At 75.1% G+C, this 22451-nt stretch carries 21 protein-coding genes; 14 read left to right on the top strand and 7 right to left on the bottom strand.

What is annotated here, in order from left to right:
• Window positions 1-40: 40 nt before the first annotated feature.
• Window positions 41-1099, top strand: coding sequence for a potassium channel family protein (locus tag PSD17_RS16450; RefSeq protein WP_013673292.1), 1059 nt, complete (start codon window positions 41-43; stop codon window positions 1097-1099).
• Window positions 1100-1121: 22 nt separating this feature from the next.
• On the opposite strand, the gene PSD17_RS16455 is transcribed toward PSD17_RS16450, so the two are convergent.
• From PSD17_RS16455 to xylA, 3 genes are all read right to left on the bottom strand, one after another.
• Complete coding sequence (locus PSD17_RS16455; RefSeq protein WP_339123351.1) at window positions 1122-2312, bottom strand: ROK family protein; 1191 nt, start codon at window positions 2310-2312, stop codon at window positions 1122-1124.
• Window positions 2309-3715, bottom strand: coding sequence for a xylulokinase (gene xylB / locus PSD17_RS16460; RefSeq protein ID WP_339123352.1), 1407 nt, complete (start codon window positions 3713-3715; stop codon window positions 2309-2311). Before xylB ends, PSD17_RS16455 begins: the two co-directional genes overlap by 4 nt.
• Window positions 3716-3803: 88 nt before the next feature.
• The gene (gene xylA, locus PSD17_RS16465) at window positions 3804-4991 is read right to left on the bottom strand and encodes a xylose isomerase (RefSeq protein ID WP_339123353.1); all 1188 of its coding nucleotides are present in this window, start codon (window positions 4989-4991) and stop codon (window positions 3804-3806) included.
• A 55-nt stretch (window positions 4992-5046) separates the two neighbouring features.
• Here xylA and PSD17_RS16470 point away from each other — a divergent pair, with 55 nt between their 5' ends.
• The 8 genes from PSD17_RS16470 to nudC all read left to right on the top strand — a co-directional run bounded on the left by PSD17_RS16470 (window position 5047) and on the right by nudC (window position 13781).
• Window positions 5047-5907: an exodeoxyribonuclease III gene (locus tag PSD17_RS16470; protein WP_041760523.1), complete on the top strand. Its 861-nt coding sequence runs from the start codon at window positions 5047-5049 to the stop codon at window positions 5905-5907.
• A gap of 220 nt (window positions 5908-6127) precedes the next feature.
• Window positions 6128-6859 (top strand): DUF4142 domain-containing protein, encoded by a 732-nt coding sequence (locus PSD17_RS16475; RefSeq protein ID WP_339123356.1) that lies wholly within the window; start codon window positions 6128-6130, stop codon window positions 6857-6859.
• Entirely contained in the window at window positions 6859-7539 is a 681-nt protein-coding gene (locus PSD17_RS16480; RefSeq protein ID WP_339123357.1) for a class F sortase, read from the top strand. Before PSD17_RS16475 ends, PSD17_RS16480 begins: the two co-directional genes overlap by 1 nt.
• 59 nt (window positions 7540-7598) lie before the next feature.
• A complete protein-coding gene (locus tag PSD17_RS16485) occupies window positions 7599-8918 on the top strand; it encodes an aldehyde dehydrogenase family protein (RefSeq protein WP_339123358.1) in 1320 nt (439 codons plus the stop codon).
• Window positions 8919-9004: 86 nt separating this feature from the next.
• Window positions 9005-10087: a S1C family serine protease gene (locus PSD17_RS16490; protein ID WP_339123359.1), complete on the top strand. Its 1083-nt coding sequence runs from the start codon at window positions 9005-9007 to the stop codon at window positions 10085-10087.
• 36 nt (window positions 10088-10123) lie between these two features.
• Window positions 10124-11416 carry a M16 family metallopeptidase gene (locus PSD17_RS16495; protein ID WP_013673301.1) on the top strand — a complete coding sequence of 431 codons (1293 nt, stop codon included), beginning with the start codon at window positions 10124-10126 and terminating at the stop codon, window positions 11414-11416.
• The gene (locus PSD17_RS16500) at window positions 11413-12786 is read left to right on the top strand and encodes a M16 family metallopeptidase (RefSeq protein ID WP_339123361.1); all 1374 of its coding nucleotides are present in this window, start codon (window positions 11413-11415) and stop codon (window positions 12784-12786) included. The genes PSD17_RS16495 and PSD17_RS16500 overlap by 4 nt, the downstream gene beginning before the upstream one ends.
• On the top strand, window positions 12783-13781 hold the full coding sequence (gene nudC, locus PSD17_RS16505) for an NAD(+) diphosphatase (RefSeq protein WP_013673303.1): 999 nt from the start codon (window positions 12783-12785) through the stop codon (window positions 13779-13781). Before PSD17_RS16500 ends, nudC begins: the two co-directional genes overlap by 4 nt.
• Window positions 13782-13853: 72 nt before the next feature.
• Here nudC and PSD17_RS16510 read toward each other — a convergent pair whose 3' ends face one another.
• Window positions 13854-14102 (bottom strand): mycoredoxin, encoded by a 249-nt coding sequence (locus PSD17_RS16510; RefSeq protein ID WP_013673304.1) that lies wholly within the window; start codon window positions 14100-14102, stop codon window positions 13854-13856.
• 133 nt (window positions 14103-14235) lie between these two features.
• Here PSD17_RS16510 and PSD17_RS16515 point away from each other — a divergent pair, with 133 nt between their 5' ends.
• The 4 genes from PSD17_RS16515 (at window position 14236) to PSD17_RS16530 (ending at window position 17418) form a co-directional block, all read left to right on the top strand.
• Window positions 14236-16284, top strand: a complete 2049-nt coding sequence (locus tag PSD17_RS16515; RefSeq protein ID WP_339123364.1) for an ATP-dependent DNA helicase UvrD2 — start codon at window positions 14236-14238, stop codon at window positions 16282-16284.
• A 117-nt stretch (window positions 16285-16401) separates the two neighbouring features.
• Window positions 16402-16605, top strand: coding sequence for a hypothetical protein (locus PSD17_RS16520; RefSeq protein WP_339123366.1), 204 nt, complete (start codon window positions 16402-16404; stop codon window positions 16603-16605).
• 124 nt (window positions 16606-16729) lie between these two features.
• Window positions 16730-17107, top strand: a complete 378-nt coding sequence (locus tag PSD17_RS16525; RefSeq protein ID WP_013673307.1) for a WhiB family transcriptional regulator — start codon at window positions 16730-16732, stop codon at window positions 17105-17107.
• A 47-nt stretch (window positions 17108-17154) separates the two neighbouring features.
• The gene (locus tag PSD17_RS16530; RefSeq protein ID WP_013673308.1) at window positions 17155-17418 is read left to right on the top strand and encodes a hypothetical protein; all 264 of its coding nucleotides are present in this window, start codon (window positions 17155-17157) and stop codon (window positions 17416-17418) included.
• Window positions 17419-17620: 202 nt separating this feature from the next.
• Here the strand turns inward: PSD17_RS16530 and PSD17_RS16535 are convergent, their stop codons facing one another.
• Both PSD17_RS16535 and PSD17_RS16540 read right to left on the bottom strand, forming a co-directional pair.
• Window positions 17621-18991, bottom strand: coding sequence for an ABC1 kinase family protein (locus PSD17_RS16535; RefSeq protein WP_013673309.1), 1371 nt, complete (start codon window positions 18989-18991; stop codon window positions 17621-17623).
• On the bottom strand, window positions 18952-19992 hold the full coding sequence (locus PSD17_RS16540) for a ThiF family adenylyltransferase (RefSeq protein WP_103379754.1): 1041 nt from the start codon (window positions 19990-19992) through the stop codon (window positions 18952-18954). Before PSD17_RS16540 ends, PSD17_RS16535 begins: the two co-directional genes overlap by 40 nt.
• 249 nt (window positions 19993-20241) lie before the next feature.
• Here PSD17_RS16540 and PSD17_RS16545 point away from each other — a divergent pair, with 249 nt between their 5' ends.
• Complete coding sequence (locus PSD17_RS16545; protein ID WP_339123371.1) at window positions 20242-20781, top strand: M48 metallopeptidase family protein; 540 nt, start codon at window positions 20242-20244, stop codon at window positions 20779-20781.
• Between the two features lie 4 nt (window positions 20782-20785).
• Here the strand turns inward: PSD17_RS16545 and PSD17_RS16550 are convergent, their stop codons facing one another.
• Window positions 20786-22330 (bottom strand): zinc-dependent metalloprotease, encoded by a 1545-nt coding sequence (locus PSD17_RS16550; RefSeq protein ID WP_339123373.1) that lies wholly within the window; start codon window positions 22328-22330, stop codon window positions 20786-20788.
• Window positions 22331-22451: the final 121 nt, after the last annotated feature.

Genomic DNA, 22451 nt, shown 5'->3' on the forward strand with positions numbered 1-22451 from the left:
ACACGCCCTGCGGCGCCGGCGCGCGCTACCCTCCGCGACGATGAACGAGCGGGTGCGGCGCCGGGGAGCCGACGGTGGGGGCGTAGGCGCGCTGCGCATGCCCGATCCGACGGTCGGCCCGGTCGTGTCCCTGGTCCGCCGGCTGGCGGTCGCGCTCGGCGCGCTGTTCGCGACGGCGCTGATCGTCTGGCTCTCCCGCGACGGCTACGTCGACAACAACGAGGACGGCAGCGGCATCTCGTTCCTCGACGCGCTGTACTACGCGACGGTCTCCCTCTCGACGACGGGCTACGGCGACATCGTCCCGGCCACGGAGATGACGCGCCTGGTCACGACGATCGTCATCACCCCGCTGCGCCTGCTGTTCCTCATCGTCCTGGTCGGTACGACGGTCGAGCTGCTCACCGAGCGGTCGCGCCAGGCGTTCCGCATCACCCGCTGGAGGTCACGCGTGCGCGACCACACCGTCGTCGTCGGCTACGGCACCAAGGGCCGTGCCGCGGTCGACACGCTGCTCGGCGACGGTGTCGATCCGTCGGAGATCGTCGTCGTCGACACCGACCGCACCCAGCTCGACGCGGCGTCCGCGCTCGGGTTGGTCACCGTGACGGGCAACGCGACGCGGTCGAGCGTGCTGCGCGTCGCCGGCGTGCAGTACGCGTCGGCCATCGTGATCGCGACGAACCGCGACGACACCGCCGTGCTGGTGACGCTGACCGCGCGGGAGCTGGCCCCGAAGGTCACGATCGTCGCGGCGGTGCGGGAGTCGGAGAACGTCCACCTGCTGCGTCAGTCGGGCGCGAACTCGGTCATCGTCTCGGCGGAGACGGCGGGCCGGCTGCTGGGCGTCGCGACCACCACCCCGAGTGTCGTCGAGGTGATCGAGGACCTGCTGACGCCCGACGCCGGGTTCGCGATCAGCGAGCGGCCCGTCGAGGAGTCGGAGGTCGGCGGGTCGCCGCGGCACCTGCCCGACATCGTGCTGGGCGTCGTGCGCGGCAACGAGCTGGTCCGGGTCGACTCGGCGGCCGTCGACGCCCTCGAACGCGGCGACCGGCTCCTCTACGTGCGCAAGGCGACCCCCGCGGACGACGACTGACCGTCCGGGCCGGCGTGCGGGCTCACGAGCCGACGAGGTCCCGGACGACGCCGAGGGCCGCACCCTGCAGGGCCGCGTCCCGGCCCAGCGCCGCGCTCAGCACCCGCACGGGCGGGCGGACCAGCACGCGCGACCGCAGCGCCGCGGCGACCCGCTCCACCAACGCGTCGCCGAGCCGCGCGTAGACCCCGCCGAGCACGACGGCGGGCACGTCGAGCAGGTTGACCGCGCCGGCCAGCGCGACGCCCAACGCCGATCCCGCGACGTCGAGCGCCGGTCCCGGACCGCGCACGAGGGAGTCCACATCGGACACGTTTGCGGCCCGCAGCAGCGCGGCCACGCCGGCGACGGTCTCCAGGCACCCCGTCCCCCCGCAGGTGCAGGACCGTCCCGCCGGGTCGACGACGACGTGCCCCAGCTCGCCCGCGCGACCACCCGCCCCGCGGAAGAGCCGGCCGTCGAGCAGGACGCCCGCGCCGACGCCCACGCCGCCGGACACGAACAGCATGTCGCGCAGGCCCCGCCCGGACCACAGCTCGGCGAGCGCGGCCAGGTCGGCCTCGTTGGCGGCGGTGACCGGGACGTCCCGGTGCAGCGCGGCGCGCAGCAGCTCGGCGACCCCGACGTCCTGCCACCGCGGCAGGTTGGGTGCGCGCTGCAGGACACCCGCGGGTGTCACGACGCCCGGCAGCGCCACCCGCACCTCGGCGATGGTCAGCCCGGACTCGGCGACCACCTCGGCGACGAGGCCGGCGGCACGGGCGAGGCCGTCGGCCGGGTCGCGGTGACGATGGTCCGAGGGCACGCGCCGCGCCACCCGGACGGCCCCGGTGAGGTCGGCGACGCAGGCCGCGACGTCGTCGACGCCGATCTCGAGGCCCACGCCGCCGGGTCCGGACGGGTTGAGCTGCAACGGGTTCGCCGGTCGCCCGCGGCCACCGCGCGGCGCCTCGAGCTCGACGAGCATGCCGTCGGCGAGCAGGTCGTCGACGAGCGAGGAGACGGTGCCGCGGGTCAGACCGGTGCGGGCGGCGATCGCGGCCCGGGACGCGGCGGCGTCGGCGACGGCGCCGAGCACGAGCCCCCGGTTGTGCCGGCGCACCGTCGCGGGGCCCGCCGGTTCCGGGGCGGCCGGCCCGGCGGGGACCGGGCCGGCCGCGCCGGGTGCCGCCAGGGGCGGTCCGCCGGGGAGCGGCGTCTGGGGTCGCGTCACGCGAGCCGCGGCGCGGTCATGTCGCGGACGGCGGCGTAGCGCTCGCGGACCGCGGGGGTCGGGTCGGCCTCGTGGACGACGGTGCCGGCGGCCTCCCATTCGGGCGGGAGGTCGGCACCGGAGAGCACCCAGGCCGCCTGACGCGCCGCGCCGTCGGCCACGTAGTCACCCGCCGTCGGAACGACGACGGGCCTGCCGAACACCGCGGGGGCGATCCGCGCGACCGCCTCCGACCGCGCGGCACCGCCGACCAGCAACACCCGCTCGACGGGCACGCCTGCCTCGACCAGCGCGTCGAGCGCGTCCGCCAGCCCGCACAGCAGGCCCTCGACGGCGGCGCGCGCGAGATGGCCCGGCCGGCCCGTCGTCAGGGTGAGACCGTGCAGCGAGCCGGTCGCGTCGGGGCGGTTCGGGGTGCGTTCTCCCTCGAGGTACGGGACGAGGACGAGCCCGCCCGCGCCCGCCGGGGCGCCGAGCGCGAGCCGCGACAGCTCGTCGTGGTCGACGCGCAGCAGCGTCGCGGCGGCGTCGAGGACCCGGGCGGCGTTGAGCGTGCACACCAGCGGCAGGTGCTCCCCGGTCGCCGAGGCGAACCCGGCGATCACCCCCGTCGGGTCGGCGGTCGCGACCGGGCTGACCGCGCTCACGACGCCGGAGGTCCCCAGCGAGACGACGACGTCGCCGGGCCGCGCGCCCAGCCCGAGCGCGGCGGCGGCGTTGTCCCCGGCACCGGGCCCGACGGCGACGCCGGCCGGGGTGCAGCCGACCCGCTCGGCAGGCGCGGCCACGCGCGGGACGAGTACGCCGGTCCGGCCGAGCGCCCGTTCGAGCAGGTCGAAGCGGTACTCGCCGGTCGCCGCCGAGAAGTAGCCGGTGCCGGAGGCGTCGCTGCGGTCGGTCACGAGGTCGTCCAGCGAGCCGGTGCCGCGCAGCCGCCAGCTCAGCCAGTCGTGGGGGAGCGCGACGGCCTCGGTCGCGGCGGCGTGGTCCGGTTCGTGCGTCGCCAGCCACCGCAGCTTCGTGACGGTGAACGACGCGACCGGCACGCTCCCCGTCGCGTCCGCCCAGGTCTGGGCGCCGAGCTCGGCGACCAGCTCGTCGGCGGCCGCCGCGGAGCGGGTGTCGTTCCACAGCAGGGCGGGCCGGACCACCTCGCCCGCCGCGTCGAGGCACACCATCCCGTGCTGCTGGGCACCGACGGAGATCGCGGCGACGTCGTCGAGCCCGCCTGCCGCGGCGAGGGCGTCCTGCAGGGCCGACCACCACGCTCCCGGGTCTACCGAGGTCCCGGCCGGGTGCGGCGCGACCCCGCGCCGGACGAGCGCCCCGGTCACGGCGTCCCGGATCACGACGGTGCACGACTGCGTCGACGAGTCCACCCCCGCGACGAGCACCCGCGTCACGCCGCGGCTCCCGGCCCGCCCCGTTGCAGGAACGGCACTTTCCCGCAACCCAGTTGCGGGAAAGTGCCGTTCCTGCAGAACGGGGTGCTCACCTGGCGCCCAGGACGTGCTCGAGCGCCAGCTGGGCGAGCTTCGCGTAGCCGTAGCCGCGTTCGGCCGCCTTGTCGGGGTCGTAGTCCTCGAAGGCGGAACGGTCGGCGAGGAGGCCCTGCACCGTCTCCCCGTCGTTGAGGGTCGGCCTCCCCAGGTCCGCGACGCCCGACACCGCGAGCGCCTCCGCCACCTCCGGGTCGGCGCGGAACGCGGCGGCGCGCTCGCGCAGCAGCAGGTAGGTGCGCATGTTCGCGGCGGCGGAGGCCCACACGCCGTCGACGTCCTCGGTGCGCAGCGGCTTGTAGTCGAAGTGCCGCGGGCCGTCGTAGACCGGACCCCCGCCAGGCGCACCGTTCTCCAACAGGTCGACCAGCGAGAAGGCGTTGAGCAGGTCGCCGTGGCCGAAGATCAGGTCCTGGTCGTACTTGATGCCGCGCTGGCCGTTGAGGTCGAGGTGGAAGAGCTTGCCCGCCCACAGCGCCTGCGCGATGCCCGCGGAGTAGTTCAGCCCGGCCATCTGCTCGTGCCCGACCTCGGGGTTGACCCCGACGATGTCGCCGTGCTCCAGCTCGGCGATGAAGGCGAGGGCATGCCCGAGGGTGGGCAGCAGGATGTCGCCGCGGGGCTCGTTGGGCTTGGGCTCGATGGCGAACCGGATGCCGTAGCCCTGCTCCTTGACGTAGGAGGCCAGCAGGTCGATGCCCTCGCGGTAGCGGTCGAGCGCGGCGCGGATGTCCTTGCCCTGGTCGACCTCGGCGCCCTCGCGGCCGCCCCAGAACACGTAGGTCGACGCGCCGAGCTCGGCGGCGAGGTCGAGGTGGCGCAGCACCTTGCGCAGCGCGAACCGGCGGACGCCGCGGTCGTTGCTGGTGAAGGCGCCGTCCTTGAAGACAGGGTGGGTGAACAGGTTCGTCGTCATCATCGGGACGACGAGGCCGGTCTCGTCGAGCGCGCCGCGGAAGCGGGCGATGATCCGGTCGCGCTCGGCGGCGCCGGTGCCGAAGGGGACGAGGTCGTCGTCGTGGAAGGTGACGCCCCATGCGCCCAGGTCGGAGAGCCGGTGCACGCTCTCGACGGGGTCGAGTGCGGGGCGGGTGGCGTCGCCGAAGGGGTCGCGGGCGGGCCAGCCCACGGTCCACAGCCCGAAGCTGAACCTGTCCTCGCGCGTCGGCTGCGTCGCCATGATCGCCCCTTTTGTTCGACGTCCGAACTAATGTGGCAACGGTAGCGTGCGCCTCGTGCGTCTGGCTACGTGGAACGTGAACTCGGCGAAGACCCGGCTGCCGCGGCTGCTGCCCTGGCTCGACCAGCGGGCCCCCGACGTCGTGTGCCTGCAGGAGACGAAGCTCGCCGACGCCGACTGGGCCGAGACCTTCGACGACGCGATGCGCGAGCGCGGCTACGAGGTCGCGCACTACGGGCAGGGTCGCTGGAACGGTGTCGCGCTGCTCTCCCGCGTGGGCCTCGACGACGTCGAACGCGGCCTGCCCGCCGAGCCCCGCTTTCCCGACGACGACTCCGCGCCCGAGGCCCGCGCCCTGACCGCGACGTGCGGCGGCCTGCGGGTGACGTCGGTCTACGTGCCCAACGGCCGCACCCCCGACGACCCGCACTACGCCTACAAGCTGCGCTGGCTCGACGCCTTGCAGGCCATGGTCGCCGACGGCCCGACGGCGACGAGTGTCGTCGCCGGGGACATGAACATCGCGCCCACCGACGCCGACGTCTGGGACCCGTCGCTGTTCGTCGACTCCACCCACGTCACACCGGCCGAGCGCAAGGCCCTCGAAGCGCTGACCGGGCTGGGCCTGCACGACGTCGTGCGCGACCGCTGGCCCGGCCAGCGCGTCTTCTCCTACTGGGACTACCGCGCGGGCCGCTTCCACCAGGACAAGGGCATGCGGATCGACCTGGTCCTCGTCGGTGACGACGCCGTCGGCCGGGTGCAGGCCGCCTGGATCGACCGCCAGGCGCGCAAGGGATCCGGGCCGAGCGACCACGCGCCGGTGATGGTCGACCTCGACGAGGCGCCCGACGGCGACATCGGCCCCGTCGTCCCGCCGCCGACGACCCCGGCGAGGCTGCCGCACCTCGGCTGACCGGAGCAGACACCCGGCCGGATCGGCAGGCACGCTTCCCGGCCGCGGTCGGCCCCGCGGTCCGGGGTCCGGAGGCCGCCGGCCCGGCGGCCGCGCGGCGCAACTCGTCCCCGATCGGGCCGATTCGGGCCGATTCGGGGGGTCCCGCCGTGCGGGGGCGTTACGCCGGATGGAGTATTGGCGCGACCGACGATCCGCCGACCCGACATGGAGCCATCCCATGAGCCACCGACCCGGCCGCATCGCCGCCGGAACCCTCGTCGCCGGTCTCGCCCTCGCGGGCGCCGCGGCCTGTTCGTCGGGCAGCAGCGACGCGCCCGCCCCCGGCGCGACCCCGCCGCCCGCCGCCTCGGCGCAGCCGGGTGCCGGCGGTCAGGCGACCGACGCCCAGCGTGCCGCGTTCGGTCAGGCCCACCAGGGCGCGCTCGGGCTCGTCGCCCTGGGTGGTCTCGGGACCGACCAGGGCGTCGGTGACCAGGTCAAGGGCCTCGCCCCCGACGTGACGGCGCAGGGCCAGGCCCTCGACAAGGCGATCCGCGACCAGGCCACGGCCCAGGGCGTCGCGCTGACCGACGCGCTGACCGCCCAGCAGCAGCAGGTGATCGACGACCTGCAGGCCCGCAGCGGGCAGCCGTTCGACCAGGCCTGGTTGCGCGCCGCGCTCGACATGGAGCAGCAGGCCCGCGACGCCGCGAACGCGATCCTGAACGACCCCGGTGCCTCCGCGGAGGCCAAGCAGGCCGCGCAGGACGCGCTCACCAAGCTCGACGCGCTCCACGCGAAGCTGACCGCGGCCTCGGGCACGGCGGGTTCGAGCACCCCCGGCTCGGTGAACGCGGGCACCGGCGGCCAGGCCGCCGAGGGTGCCGACGCCGCCCTCCCGATCGCGCTCATCGGCGGCGGTGCGGTGCTGCTCGCCGGTGCGGGCCTCTGGCGTCGCCGCCACGCCTGATGACGGCTCCCGCCGCCGGGCTCGACAGCCCTGGCGACGACACGGCGAGAAGTGGCCACGCGCGCGGCGGACTCCGGCGGTGGCGCGTCCTGGCCGGGGTGCTCGGTGCGGTCTGCGTGCTCGCCGGCGTCCTGTTGCTGGTCGCCCGCCCGGCGCACGACGTCGGAACGGTTCCGGTGGCCGCGCCCGTTGCGGGGGTACCGGTCGCGCCCGGCGTCGTCCCGGCCACGGTCACGATCCGCGGCGTCGACACCCCGGTGGTTCCGGTGTCGACCGCCCCCGACGGGTCGCTGACCCTGCCCGAGCACCCCACGACCGTCGGCTGGTGGTCGCCGGGCGCGCTGCCGGGTTCGGCGACGGGCTCGGTCGTACTGGCGGGCCACGTCGACTCCCGGGTCGCCGGCCTCGGAGCCTTCGCGGTGCTGCGCGACCTGCGCGTCGGTGAACGGGTCACCGTGCGGGGCGCCGACGGCCGCGACGTCGGCTACGAGGTCGTGGCCCGGCGCGAGTACCGCAAGGCCGACCTCCCGCCCGGGACCTTCGCCCGCGACGGCGCCCCACGGTTGGTGCTGATCACCTGCGGCGGCCGCTTCGACCCGGTCGCGCGCAGCTACGACGACAACGTCGTGGTGTTCGCGACCCCGGCACAGACCTCTGAGTGGCAGGCACAGGCCTCGTGAGTGGCAGGCGCAGACCTCGTGAGTGGCAGGCGCAGACCTCGTGAGTGGCAATCGTCGCCATGGCGACCATTGCCACTCACGGACGGCGCCCGGCGAGCCGGGTACGGTTCCCGACCGTGAGCACCAGCCCCGCCGCCGACCAGCAGGCCCCCGAGTTCGCCGCCGTCCGCGCCGCCGCGCAGCGTGCCGCCGCGGCCGCCCCGGGGGTCCGTGCGGCGGGCGGCCCGGCGATCGACGCCGCGCTGCGCACCGCCGCCCGGCTGCTGCGCGAGCGGGCCGAGAGGGTGCTGGCCGCCAACGCCGCCGACGTCGACACGGCGCGGGCGGGCGGGATGGCCTCGGGCCTGCTCGACCGTCTCACCCTCAGCCCGGAGCGCCTGGCGGACATGGCCGTCCAGCTCGAGGTCCTGGCCGACACCCCCGAGCCGCCCACCGAGCGCGAGGTGCGCACGCTGCCGGGCGGCGAGCGAGTGCTGGAGCGGCGCATCCCGGTCGGCGTCATCGGTGCGGTGTTCGAGGCCCGTCCCAATGTCACCGTCGACGTCGCCTCGCAGGTCCTCAAGGCGCGCAGCGCCGCCGTCCTGCGCACCGGCGCGGCCGCGCTCGGCAGCGCCACCACGCTCGTCGAGCAGGTGATCGCGCCGGCCCTCGACGCCAACGGGGTGCCGCCGGCGGCGGTCCAGCTGGTCCCGACGCCCGGGCACGCCGGCGCCGACGCGCTCGTCGGGCTGCCCGACCTCGTGCCGCTGGTCGTCGTGCGCGGCAGCGGCGAGGTCACCCGGCGGCTCTCGGCGCTCGGCGCCACCGCGGGGACCCGAATCCTGGCCCACGCCGACGGGGGCGGGGTGCTCTACCTCGACGCGAGCGCCGACCCCGAGGCCGTCGCCGGGCTCGTCGACGCCGGCACCGACCGGCTCGGCGTCTGCAACCGGCTCAACCTCCTGCTCATCGACCGCCCCGTCTACGACGCGCTGCTCCCGGTCGCCGAGAAGGTGCTGACGGGCAAGGGGATCGCGCTGAGCCTCCCGCCGCACGCCCACCGGCTCGGGCACGAGTGGGCGCTCGACTCCGGCAGCGAGGCGCACGTGACCGTGCAGCCCGTCGACGGTGCCGTCGACGCCGCGCTCACCGCCTCCCGCGAGACGAGCGGCCTGGCCGCGACCGTGTGCGCGCAGGACGAGGCCGTCGCGACGGCGTTCATCGACGCCTACACCGGCACCGGCGTCTTCTGGAACACGACGACCCGCCTGCTCGACGGCTACAAGCTGCTCGGCCTACCGGAGACGGGGATCAACGTCGACCGCTCGCCCGGCCCCCGCGGCCCGGTCACCTATCCCGACCTCGCGCTGCGCCAGTTCGTCGTCCTTCCGGCGAGGTAACCCCGTCGCAGCTGTCGGCGGGGCCGCAGGATCCTGCAGAGTCTCTTGTGGACCGGGTCGTCCGCACCCGGGAGCGGAGCCGAGCGATGCCGAACGATCCCGCGTCCCCGCGCCGCCCGCTGCTGGGCCGCCCCCTCGTCCTGGTGCTGTCGCTGGTGCTCGCCGCGGTACTCGGGGGCGTCGTCGGCGGCGTCGTGGTGCGCGCGACGGCCGGCCCGGCGACGGCCTGCGACGCCACCGCGGTCTCCGACGCGGGGATGCCCTCGGTGGTGACGATCGTCGTGACGACCCCCGGCGGCGCCCCCGGCGGGTCGGGTTCCGGGGAGATCGTGCGCTCCGGGGGCTACGTGCTGACCAACGACCACGTCGTGTCGGCCGGGGCGGGCGGCGGCGCGGTGCAGGTCCGCTACAGCACCGGCGCCACCTCGGCGGCGCAGATCGTCGGCCGCGACCCGCTCACCGATCTCGCCGTGGTCCGGGCGGCGACCGACCCGGGGCTGCCGGTGATCTCGGTCGGGCGCTCGCAGGACCTGGTCGTCGGTCAGCCGGTCGTCGCGCTCGGCGCGCCCCTCGGCCTGGTCGGGACCGTGACTGCGGGCATCGTCAGCGCACTGGACCGGCAGATGCAGCTCCCCGCCGACGCCGGTGGCACGGCGCACCTCTTCAACGCCGTGCAGACCGACGCGGCCATCAACCCCGGCAACAGCGGGGGACCGCTCGTCGACTGCGACGCGCGGCTCGTCGGGATCAACACGGCGATCGCGACGGTGCCCAACGAGGCCGGCCAGTCCGGCGGGGGCAGCGTCGGGCTCGGCTTCGCGATCGGGGTCGACGCGGCGATGCCGATCGGCGACGAGCTCATCCGGACCGGCTCGGTCACCCACTACACCGTCGGGCTGACCCTGCGCGTGGTCTCGCCGGGCCTCGCGGACCGGCTCGGACTGCCGGCGGGCCTGGCCGTCGTCGCGGTCGCCCCGGGGAGCCCGGCCGCGCAGGCGGGCATCGCGGTGGGCGACGTCGTCACCGAGATCGCCGGCAGCCCGGCGGTCAGCGCCGACCAGCTGACCGTCGCCGAGCTCCGGGCACGGGCCGGGCAGCCCGACATCAGCCTCACCTACCGCTCGGGTGCCGCCGTCCGGACGGTCGCGCTCACGGCCGTGCGGGAGTGACGGCACGGTGCCGGTGCGAGGGTTAGTGTCACCCTCGTGTCGATCGAACTCCACCGCGCGACGCTCCCCAACGGGTTGCGTGTGCTGCTCGTCCCCGATCCCGCGACGCCCGTCGTCGGGGTCGCCGTTCACGTCGACGTCGGCTTCCGGTCCGAGCCCGAGGGCCGGACGGGGTTCGCGCACCTGTTCGAGCACCTGATGTTCCAGGGCAGCGAGAGCCTCGAGAAGCTCGCGCACTTCCGGCACGTCCAGGGCTCGGGCGGGGTGTTCAACGGCTCGACCCACCAGGACTACACCGACTACTTCGAGGTCCTGCCCGCCGCGGCGCTGGAGCGTGCGCTGTTCCTCGAGGCCGACCGGCTGCGCGCGCCCAAGCTCACCGAGGAGAACCTGCGCAACCAGGTCGACGTCGTGAAGGAGGAGATCCGGCTCAACGTCCTGAACCGGCCGTACGGCGGGTTCCCCTGGATCCTGCTGCCGCCGGTCCTGTACGACACCTTCCCCAACGCGCACAACGGCTACGGCGACTTCTCCGAGCTGGAGCAGGCGAGCCTCGACGACGCCGCGGCGTTCTTCGACACCTACTACGCGCCGGGCAACGCACAGCTGACGGTGGCCGGGCCGATCGACGTCGACACCACGCTCGCCCGGGTCGACGCGCACTTCGGCGACATCCCGGCCCGCCCGACGCCCGAGCGGCCGAGCTTCGCCGAGCCCGCTCCCGGGGCCGAGCGCCGGCAGTCGGTGCTCGACGCGCACGCCCCGCTGCCCGCGCTCGCGATGGGGTTCCGGCTGCCCGACCCGGGCGCCGACCTCGACGGCTACCTCGCGCACGTGCTGCTCGCGTCCGTGCTGGGCGACGGCGAGGCCGCCCGGCTGCAGCGTCGTCTCGTGCACGCCGACGGCCTGGTCACCGACGTCTCGGCGAGCGCGGGCCTGATGGGCTCCCTCGACGCCCGCGACCCCGACACGTTCACCGTCACCGCGGTGCACCCGGCCGCCGTCGAGCCCGACCGGGTGATCGGCGCCGTCGACGAGGAGCTGGAGAAGCTGGCCGCGTCGCCGCCGAGCGCCGACGAGCTGGCCCGGCAGGTGGCCCGCTGGTCGGCCGCGCTGCACCAGGAGAACGACCGCGTGATGTACCGGATGCTCGGCCTGGGCGCCCGTGAGCTGCTCTACGGCCGTGCCGAGATCACCCTCGAGCTCACCGACCGCCTCGCGGCGCTGACCCCGGCCCAGGTGGCGGCCGCGGCCGGCGCACTGCGGTCCGGCGGGCGCGGTGTGCTGCTCGTCGAACCCGGTTCCCAGGGGCAGGAGGAGGACGCGTGACCGCCGTGACGACGCACCGCACCGCCGAGGAGATCGGCCGCACGGCCACGGGCCCGCGGCCGCTCCCGGCGCTGGGGGAGACGCGCGAGGTCGCGCTGCCCGACGTCGTCGAGCAGACCCTGCCGTCGGGGCTGCGGGTGCTGGCCGCGCGCCGGCCCGGAGTACCGATGGTCGAGCTGCGGCTGCGCGTCCCGGTCGCGGGTTCGGACGCCGACCACCCGGCCGTCGCCGAGTTGCTGTCCTCGACGCTGCTGACCGGCACCGCTGACCGCGACCGCGTGGAGATCGACGACGAGCTCGCCGCCGTCGGCGCGGACCTCGGCGTGAGCGTCGACCCCGAGCGGCTGTCGATCGGCGGCTCCGGGCTGTCCGACGGGCTGCCGCGGGTCCTCGCCGTGCTGGCCGACGTGCTCACCGCCGCGACGCACCCCGACGCCGAGGTGGCCCGGGAACGTGAACGGCTCGCCGAGCGCATCGCCGTCGCCCGCGCCCAACCGCGCACGATCGCCCGCGAGGCGCTGCAGCGCAGGCGGTTCGGCGATCACCCGATCACGCGGGAGATGCCCCGGGCCGAGGAGGTCTCCGCCGTCACCGCCGAACAGGTCCGCGCGCTGCAGGCCGCCGCACTCGTCCCGGGCGGGTCGATCCTGACGCTGGTCGGCGACATCGACCCGCAGGCCGCGATCGCGCACGTCGGCGACGCGCTCGCCGGCTGGACGGCCGGGCACGACGCCCGTGAGCTCGATCCACCGCCGCTGCCCGATCCGGGCGACCTGCTGCTGGTCCACCGGCCGGGTTCGGTGCAGTCGCAGCTGCGGCTCTCCGGCCGCGCGCTGCGCCGTGACGACGACGGCTACGCGGCGCTGCAGCTGGCCAACCTCGTCTTCGGCGGCTACTTCTCCTCGCGCTGGATGGAGAACATCCGCGAGGACAAGGGGTACACCTACGGCGCGCACTCCGGCACGGAGTTCGTGCCGGGCGGCGCGCTGCTGGGCGTCGAGACCGACGTCGCGAGCGACGTCACCGCCGCGGCGCTGCTGGAGACCCGCTACGAGCTCGGCCGGATGACGGCGGTGCCGCCGTCGGCCGACGAGGTGGAAGCGGCCCGCGCCTACGCCATCGGGTCGTTGCTGATCTCGCTCGACAGCCAGGGCGGGCTCGCGGGGATGCTCACCTCGCTGGCCGCCGACGGCCTCGACGTCGACTGGCTGCGCGCGCACCCGGGGCGGCTGACGGCCGTCACCACGGAGCAGGTCGCCGCGGCGGCGCTCGAGTTCTTCGCGCCCAGCACGTTCACCGGCGTCGTCGTGGGCGACGCCGAGGTGATCGGGGCCGGGGTCCGCGCGCTCGGCGGGATCGAGGGCCCGTGACCGGCTTCGCACTGCACACCCCGCCGCTGCTGTCCCGGGCCGCGGCGCTGCGCGACGAGCCGCTGCGCACCGACGCGGCCCGCCAGCTCGCCGGCTGGCCGACCGCGCGGCTGGTCGTCGTCGACGACAAGGGGCGCACCCCCGTCAGCTGGGACTCGGCCCCGGAGGCCGCCTTCCGCGAGGGTGACGCCGCCGCCTGGGACGCCGCGTCCGGCTCGGGCGTGCGGCTGCGCACCCGTCCGACGACGGGCGACGCGCCGCCCCCGGGGGCGGTGCTGCTCGGCGAGGCCGAGGGCGTCGCCTACTGGGCCGTGCGCGGGATGCCCGACCTCGTCGCGGGCGACGACCCGGCCGAGTGGGCCGACCTGCGTGCCGTCGGCGCGGAGCTCGACGCGCTGGGCGCGGGCCTGATGACGACGGCCGTCGCGTCGCTCAACTGGCACGAGACCGCCCGCTTCTGCTCCCGGGACGGCTCGCCGACGCACGCGCACAACGGCGGCTGGGTCCGCCGCTGCGAGGCGAACGACCACGAGGAGTACCCGCGGACCGATCCGGCCGTCATCTGCCTCGTGCACGACGGCGCGGACAAGGTCCTGCTGGCCCGCCAGCCCGTGTGGCCGCCCGGCCGCTACTCGGTGCTCGCCGGGTTCGTCGAGGCGGGGGAGTCGCTGGAGGCGTGCGTCGCCCGCGAGATCGGCGAGGAGGTCGGCGTCGAGGTCACCGACATCGGCTACCTGGGCAGCCAGGCCTGGCCGTTCCCGCGGTCGCTGATGGTCGGTTTCCAGGCCGTCGCGGACCCGGCACAGCCGCTGTTCCCGGCCGACGGCGAGATCGAGGACGCCGTCTGGATCACCCGCGAGGAGCTGCGCGCGGGCCTGGCCCGCGGCGACTGGGCGGGCGATCCCACGGCCGTGAGCGGGAGCAAGGTCGTCCTGCTGCCGGGCCGGGTCTCGATCGCCCGGTCGATGTTGGAGTCGTGGGCGGCGCTGGACTGACTGTGAGGGTGGTCAAGCCGGACCGACGTGGACCGGCCCGGCGCCGCAGGCGCCGGGCCGGTCACGGGACGATCAGGCGGCCTCGGCCTCCAGCTTGGCCTTGACCTGCGCGAACGAGGGGTTCGTCGCGGTCGTCTCGTCGGGGAACAGGACCGTCGGCACGGTCTGGTTCCCGCCGTTGACGCCCTCGACGAAGCGCGCCGCGTCGGCGTTGCGCTCGATGTCGATCTCCCTGTACTCGATGCCCGCCTCGTCGAGCTGGAGCTTGAGGCGGCGGCAGTAGCCGCACCACGTGGTCGAGTACACAGTCAACTGGGCCATGTCCTGGTCAACGGCCTGGCGCGGACATTGCTTCCGCCGCATGTGTGTGCCGCATCTCACCCGTGCCCGCACCGGGCCGCCGCCCACGCGGGAGGTCTCCGGAAGCGTCGGGGAGGCCTGCGAGGATGGGGCCGTGACCGCCGATCCGCTGCACGATCTCGACGAGGAGCAGCTCGCGGCGGTGACGGCGCCGCGCGGCCCGGTGTGCGTCCTCGCGGGCGCGGGCACCGGCAAGACCCGCACGATCACCCGGCGGATCGCGCATCTCGTCGCGACGGGGCACGTCGCACCCGGCCAGGTCCTGGCGGTCACCTTCACCGCGCGGGCGGCGGGTGAGCTGCGGACGCGGCTGCGCGCGCTGGGCGCGGCCGGTGTGCAGGCCCGCACGTTCCACGCCGCCGCGCTGCGCCAGCTGCGCTACTTCTGGCCGCAGGTCGTCGGCGACCGGCAGTGGCAGCTGCTCGAGCACAAGTTCCGTGCCGTCGGCCAGGCCGCGGTCCGGGCCCGCGCGGGCACCGACCAGGACGCGGTGCGCGACCTCGCGACCGAGATCGAATGGGCCAAGTCCAGCCTGATCACGCCGGCCGAGTACCCGGCCGCGGTCGCCCGGCTGCGCCGCGACACCCCGGGCCCGGCCGAGCAGGTCGCCGCGGTCTACGCGCAGTACGAGGAACTCAAGAACCAGGCCGAGATGCTCGACTTCGACGACCTGCTGCTGCACACCGCGGCGATCCTCGAGGACCACGTGGGCGTCGCCGAGGAGTTCCGCGACCGGTACCGCTGCTTCGTCGTCGACGAGTACCAGGACGTCACGGCGCTGCAGCAGCGGGTGCTCGACGCGTGGCTCGGCGAGCGCGACGACCTCACCGTCGTCGGCGACGCGAACCAGACCATCTACACGTTCGCTGGCGCGACGCCCCGCCACCTGCTCGACTTCCCGCGGCGCTTCCCCGAGGCGGTCGTCGTCCGGCTGCAGCGCGACTACCGGTCGACGCCGCAGGTCGTCGCCGCCGCGAACACGCTGATCTCGGCGGCGCGCGGGCGCGTGGCCGGCTCCCGGCTGCGGCTGGAGGGGCAGCTGCCCCCCGGTCCCGACCCCGACTTCACCGAGCACGACGACGAGCCCGCCGAGGCCGCCGCCGTCGCCCGCCGGATCCGGAAGCTCATCGCCGACGGCACCCCCGCCGCCGAGATCGCCGTCCTCTTCCGGATCAACGCCCAGTCCGAGGCCTACGAGCAGGCGCTGGCCGAGGCGGGCATCCCGTTCCAGGTCCGCGGCGGGGAGCGGTTCTTCCAGCGGCCGGAGATCCGACGTGCGGTGTCGGTGCTGCGCATGGCGGGCGGCCGGGCGGCCGACGACGACCTCGTCGGCACCGTCCGGGCACTGCTCGCGCCCGTCGGCCTCACCGACGAGCCACCCGCCGGCGCGAGTGCGCGCACGCAGTGGGAGTCGCTGCTGGCCCTCGTCGGGCTGGCCGAGGAGCTCGTCGCGGTGCGCGAGGGGCTCGACCTGCCGGGATTCGTGGCCGAGCTCGAGGCACGCGCCGACGCCGCCCACCCGCCGACGGTGCAGGGCGTCACGCTGGCCTCGCTGCACGCCGCCAAGGGGCTGGAGTGGGACGTCGTGTTCCTCGTGGGGCTCGTCGACGGGACGCTGCCGATCCAGCACGCCGAGGGCGACGACGACGCGATCGAGGAGGAGCGCCGGCTGCTCTACGTCGGCATCACCCGGGCCCGCCGGGTCCTGGCGCTGTCGTGGGCGCTGTCGCGCAGCCCGGGCAAGGGCCGGCAGCGCCGTCGCAGCCGGTTCCTCCACGGCCTGATCCCCGACCACCACCCGGCGTCGCGGATCGCGGAGTCGCGTACGGGCGGCAGCAAACCGCGGTGCCGCGTCTGCGGTTCGCCGCTGCTGGGCGCCGAGGCGATGAAGATGCGCCGCTGCGGCGACTGTCCGTCCGATGTGGACATGGAGCTGCTCGACCGGCTGCGTTCGTGGCGGGCGTCGACGGCGAAGGAACAGCAGGTCCCGGCCTATGTCGTGTTCACCGACGCCACCCTCGCCGCGATCGCGGAGCACCGTCCCGCCGACGTCGCCGCGCTCGTGGGCATCCCCGGCATCGGCGCCCGCAAGCTCGACCGCTACGGCTCCGACGTCCTCGCGCTGGTCGCCGACCGCCGATGATTCTCCATGCAACCTTTTAAATAGGTTGTGCCCGGCGTCGCGGCCCTTCTAAGGTCGATGCACCGAACGGGAACAGCCCGTCGTCACCCGCGCGAGCGCGCGAAGGAGGTGCCCCTGATGAACACGATCATGACGATCGACGGTTTCGGCACCTCCGCCTGCGCCGGCACCCGTGTCAGCGGTGCCCGTCTGCGCCTCGTGGAGTGGGCCGTCGCGCGGACCGAGCAGTTCGGGCTGCCGGTCGTGCAGCGCGCGGCGCTGCCGACGCTCGTCGACAACAACACAGGTGTGTCCGTTTCAGGGAGCCGACACCGAACGTAGGCCTCGCTCCCATCGGCCGATTCTCGAAAGAGGGCCGCGGAACCCACACACCTGGGGACCGCGGCCCTTTTTCGTTGTGTCAGTTCACTTTTCCATCGATCACATCTCTCACCAGGAGGTAGTGGTGCTAGGCAGATCAGTTCCGTTGGAGAGCGGAGCGATCAGCCCCGAGCTGGCAGGTGGCGACACCGCCTCCGGCGTGGGGACCTTGCTGGACGCGGCTCCGGCCGCCGGTCTCGACCTGCCCTGTCGCAGCGGCGACGCGGACCTGTGGTTCGCCGAGTCGCCGCGGGAGCTGGAGCAGGCCAAGGCGCTCTGCGGGGGGTGTCCGATCCGGGTCGAGTGCCTGGCGGGCGCGCTGAGCAGGGAAGAGCCCTGGGGCGTCTGGGGCGGCGAGATCTTCGAGCGTGGCGCGGTGATCCCGCGCAAGCGCCCGAGGGGACGCCCCCGCAAGACCGACCTGGAGCGCGACCGCGCGTACTACGCGGCGCTCGGCGCCTGACCGTTCCGATCACGCACACCGATTCCACCGATCCCGAGGAGACCGAGATGAACGACCTCAACCCGGCAGTCGCCGTGGACACCCCCGACATCGTGACCGACGGCCGGCGACCGGCCGGGATCTCCGAGGGAGCCCAGATGCTCATCCATGAAGCCATGGCCCGATCGCGAAGGCAGGAGGCCGAGGAACAAGCCCGCCGACACCGGCTGGTGCGTTCCGTGGCCGCGGGTCGACGCTGGGCGCGGCTGGCTCGATACGCCGAGCAGCGCGCCCGGCGCAGCGCCGAGCGCGCCCGCGCCGCCGCCGGCTGACCCGCGGGCCCACGGCGCACCTGCTACCGGCGCCGTGATGCGACGACGCCCGCCCCCGTGACCATCCGGTCGGGGGCGGGCGTCGACATATCTCGGGGTCCTGCCCCGTATTGCAGGAACGGCACTTTCCCGCAACCAGGTTGCGGGAAAGTGCCGTTCCTGACGAACCGGAGCGGGTCGGCGACGCCCGAATCGGAGCGGCTCAGCCCCCCGCGACGGGCGTGTCGTCGGCGAACAGCTCGGGCTGCCAATGTCCGACGATGCCGCGCAGCGGGACCTGCGCCCCGAGCTGGCAGAGCACGCCCAGTGTGCCGAGGGTGACCCGGTGCACCAGCAGGTACTGCGGCGGGAGGTTGAGGAACCGGCCGGTGTCGAAGTCGGGGCTGCGCAGGTCGCCCACGCGCTCGGCCTGCGCACGCAGCCAGGCGCGACTGAAGGTGAAGGTCGGGGTGCGCAGCGGGTCGGTGAACGGCGAGAGGTAGGCGATCGCCTCCTCGGCCGTGACGCCCGTGTCCGGCTTCACGAAGCCCTCGGCGACCATGAGGTCCATCAGGTCGTCGGGCCGCTGCTGCAGCGCGTAGCGCGTCATGATCGTCAGCTCGCGGGGCAGCCCACCGGGCAGTCGCGCGACGGCGCCGTAGTCGAGCACGAGCAGCCGGCCGTCGTCGACGACCTGGAAGTTGCCCGGGTGCGGGTCGGCGTGCAGCAGCCCGAGCCGCGCGGGTGCCGAGTAGTGGAACTCGGCGAGCAGGGCCCCGGCCTGGTCGCGGCGCTCCGTGCTGCCGTCGCGGATGATCGACGACATCGGGGTGCCCGTGACCCATTCGGTGACCATCGCGCGCGGCGCCGAGGCGACGACCTTGGGCACGCGGACCTTGTCGTCGCCGTCGAACTCGGCGGCGAACTTCCGCTGGTTGTCGGCCTCGTCGCGGTAGTCGAGCTCCTCGACCATCCGCTCGCGCATCTCCTCGATGAGCGGCTTGATCTCCATGCCCGGCGCCAGCGGCTGCAGCAGCCGGCTCATCCGCGACAGCTGCCGCAGGTCCGACAGGACGGCCTCCTCGGCGCCCGGGTACTGCACCTTGACGGCGACGTCGCGCCCGTCGCGCCAGACGGCGCGGTGTACCTGGCCGATGCTCGCCGCGGCGGCCGGCGTCTCGTCGAACTCCTGGAAGCGGCTGGGCCAGTTGCGTCCGAACTGCTCGGCGAGCATCCGCTCGACGTCGGCGAACGGCATCGGTGGCGCGGCCGACTGGAGCTTGGTCAGCGCCTCCCGGTAGGGCCCGGCGAGCTCCTCCGGAACGGCCGCCTCGAACACACTCAGTGCCTGGCCGAACTTCATCGCGCCGCCCTTGAGCTCGCCGAGGACGGCGAACAGCTGCTCGGCGCTCTTGGCCATGAGCTGGGCGGAGATCTGCTCGGCGTCGCCGCCCACGAGCCGGCGTCCCCAGCCCGCGGCGGCCCGGCCGGCGACGCCGAGCGGGAGCCCGGCGAGCTTCGCGGTCCGCGACACGGTCCGGCGGGGGATGTCAGTCACACGTCGATTGTCTCCCGACGGGGGCCCCTCGTGCATTCCGCGTCCCGGCGCGCCCGGGGTACCGGGATGCCCGGCACAGCCGCGGTACCCGTCGAGCAGGGGCATTCCTGATGACGTGACCAGCGACGACGCGTCGTCCGGGCCGTCGCTGCGTCGATCTCGACCGTCGCGTCCAACGTGGCGGGCGGCACTCTCGCGCCGTCGACGACGGCGAGTACCTGGGCCGTCGCGACGCCGATCGTCGCCACGACGGCGGCGGCGTCGGCCGTGCCGCGGACCCGGGCGATGCCTGCCGCGACCCCGGCCCACCCGGGCTCACGCGCTGCCCGGTGCCGGTCGAGGCACTCGAGGCACGCGCTGCGCCCCGGCAGCACCAGTGGGCCGACGACCCCGCGACCGTCGCGCGTGCGGACCTGCAGGTGCGTCGTCCCTCTCGCGACGAGGTCACGGACCGTGAGTGGATCGGCGCCGGCGGCGTCGGCGAGCACGACGAGGTCCGGCCGCGCCCGGTGCGGCAACCGGACGGCGACGCGCGCGGCCACCCGGCGCAGCGCGTCGGCCGCCGCGGCGGCCCGCGGATGGCCGCGGTCGGCCTCCAGCCAACCGGTCCCGACGTCGTCGGCCAGCACGACGCCCTCGGCGCGCACCTCGACAGTGCCGACGCCCGCGGCCGCGAGCCCGCAGGCCACCCCGATCGCCAACGGTCCGTCGCCGACGACGCGGACGCTGCTCGTCGCCCGGCGCCGCGCGACCCGGGCGGGCGCACCGGCGTCGACGACCGCGCCCCGGGCCAGCAGGTCGGCCAGCAGCGCCCTCGCCTCGCGCGGGTCGGCGCCCGCGGCGACGGCCCCGACCAGGACCCGGTCGGGATCGGCGGGGCGGGCGAAGGCGTCGAGCATCGCCGCGAGCGGCGGCGTCAGGTCCTCGACGACGACGGCCGTTCCGGGCGCGAGGCCGATCACGCGGGTGCCGGGCGCGGGCGCGAGCAACGGCCGGTGCGGGTCGACGACGAGCACGTCGGGAAGGTGCGGGATCACGGGCCGATGGTGCGCCGCGACGGCTGCCGCCCGCGGGAGGACGGGTGGCCCCGTTGCGGGTGCGACCACCCCGCGGCCGCCCCGGCGAGCCGTCCGGACCGGTGACGTGACGACGTGGGCCGCCGACGGGATTAGTCTTGACCCATGGCGGGACCCTCAGCCGTCGAGGTCCGTAGGAGCGACCGGCGGCGGCGGATGGTGAGCGCTCGGCGAGAAGGCGACACGGTCATCGTCTTCATCCCGGGCTGGATGAGCGAGTCCGAGGAACGGCGGTGGGTGGACGAGATGGTCCGCCGCCTCGAACGCAGCGAGGCGCGTCGCCGGTCCCCGGCCCGCAGCGGCAACGAGGCGCTCCACCGGCGCAGCCTCGAGCTCGCCCGTCGGTACCTGGGGCCCGAGACCGTCCCGACGTCGGTGCGCTGGGTCGCCCCCATGCGCACCCGGTGGGCGTCGTGCACGCCCGCCGACGGGACGATCCGGGTCAGCGAGCGGCTGCGGGACGTGCCGGGCTGGGTCGTCGACTACGTGCTCGTCCACGAGCTGGCGCACCTGCTCGTGCCCGGGCACGACGAGGAGTTCTGGGCACTCGTGCGGCGCTATCCGCGCACCGAGCGGGCGATGGGCTACCTTGAGGGGCTGTCGGCCGCCGCGGGCCTGGGGCTCGTCGGGACCGACGGGGACGCGACCGACGATCCCGCCGACGACGCGGATGCCGAGCCCGACGCCGCGCTGGGCGGCGGGCTCGACGGGATCGCCGCGATCGACGACGGGGACGCCGCCGCCGGCTGACGGGTCAGCGCTGCGCCGGCCCCTCGCCGGGGTCGCCGTCGGAGTCGCCGGTCTTCTCGCCGGTCTTGTCGTCGGTCTTGTCGCCGGTCGTGTCGTCGTCCTGCTCCGCAGCGGCCTCGGTCTCCCCGGCCGCCTTGCGACGCTCGGCGGCCTCCTTGGCCGCGTCCATGGCCGCGTCGGTGTCGCGGTCGCGCTGGAGCTGCCGCTCGATCTCGGCGATCGGGTCGACGTCGTCGGAACCGGCGACGAAGGCCGCGGGGTCGTCGAGGTCGTCGGCGGTGGGGACCAGGTCGGGGTGCGCCCACAGCGCGTCGCGGCCCGCGGTGCCGCGCTGCTCGCCGAGGAGCTTCCACAGCTCCGCGGCCGCCCGCAGCCGACGTGGCCGCAGCTCCAGCCCGACGAGGGTCGCGAACGCCTGCTCGGCGGGCCCCCCGGAGGCGCGCCGGCGGCGCAGGGTCTCGCGCAGGGCCTCGGCGCCGGGCAGCCGCTCGCCGACGGCCTCGGCGACGACGGCGTCGACCCAGCCCTCGATGAGCGCCAGCAGTGTCTCCAGGCGGGCCAGCGCGGCCTTCTGCTCCGGCGTCGTCTGCGGCTCGAACATGCCGCCCTGCATGGCCTGCTGGATCGACTCGGGGTTGGACGGGTCGATCGACGAGGCCAGCTCCTCGATCCGCGACGTGTCGACGGTGATGCCCTGCGCGTACTGCTCGACCGCGCCGAGCAGCCGCTCCCGCAGCCACGGCACGTGGGTGAACAGCCGCTGATGGGCGGCCTCGCGGGCGGCCAGGAAGATCATGACCTCGCCGGCCGGGCGGTCGAGCCCGGTGGTGAACTTCTCGATCGCCTCGGGCAGCAGCGCGGCCGTGCCTGCGGGGCCGACCGGGAAGCCGACGTCGGTGGAGGTGAGCACCTCGGCCGCGAGCTCGCCCAGCCCGCTGCCGAGCTGGCTGCCGAAGGCGAGTCCGCCCATCTGGCCGACCATGGCGAGCATCGGGCCCGCGGCCTGCTTCGCCTGTTCCGGCAGGCCCTCCACCCAGGCGCCGGAGACGCGGCGCGCGACCGGGTCGCACAGCCGCTTCCACGTCGGCATGCTCGCCTTGACCCAGTCGGTCGGCGTCCAGGCCACCGCGTCCGTCGCGCCCGCGGGGAAGTCGGTGGCCGCGTCGAGCCACAGCTCGGCGAGCTTCACGGCGTCGGCGGCGGCGGTGCGCTGCGCGTCGGTCAACGACGACGTCCTCTGCGCCAGCGCCTGCGTCGCGATCTGGGTGGCGAGCTCGTAGTTGACGGGGCCGTCGCCGCCGCTCTGTGCGTGGCTGAGCATCTGCCCCAGCTGCGTGAACATCTGACCGAGCTGGCTCATGTCGAAGCCCCCCGGGCCGCCCATCCCGGGCATCCCCGGCATGCCGGGGAAGCCGCCGGGCGGCATGCCCGGCAGGTTGCCGAGGCCGAAGGGGTCCTGGGGCCCCTGCGGCTCCGAGCCCTCGCCGTCGGGCCGGTCGCGGTCCTTGTCGCGGTCTGCGGGTCCGAAGCCGAACGGGACGTCACTCATGGCTCCACGGTACGCGGACCGGACAACCTCGGTGACGTGGAGCGTCGCTGTTCGCCGAGGGCGTGGCGGCGTGCGGGAGGTATCCGAATCGTCACGATTGGCCAACTCGGCCCGCGCAACG

It is taken from the genome of Pseudonocardia sp. D17 (assembly GCF_036984265.1).
Taxonomy (GTDB): domain Bacteria; phylum Actinomycetota; class Actinomycetes; order Mycobacteriales; family Pseudonocardiaceae; genus Pseudonocardia; species Pseudonocardia benzenivorans.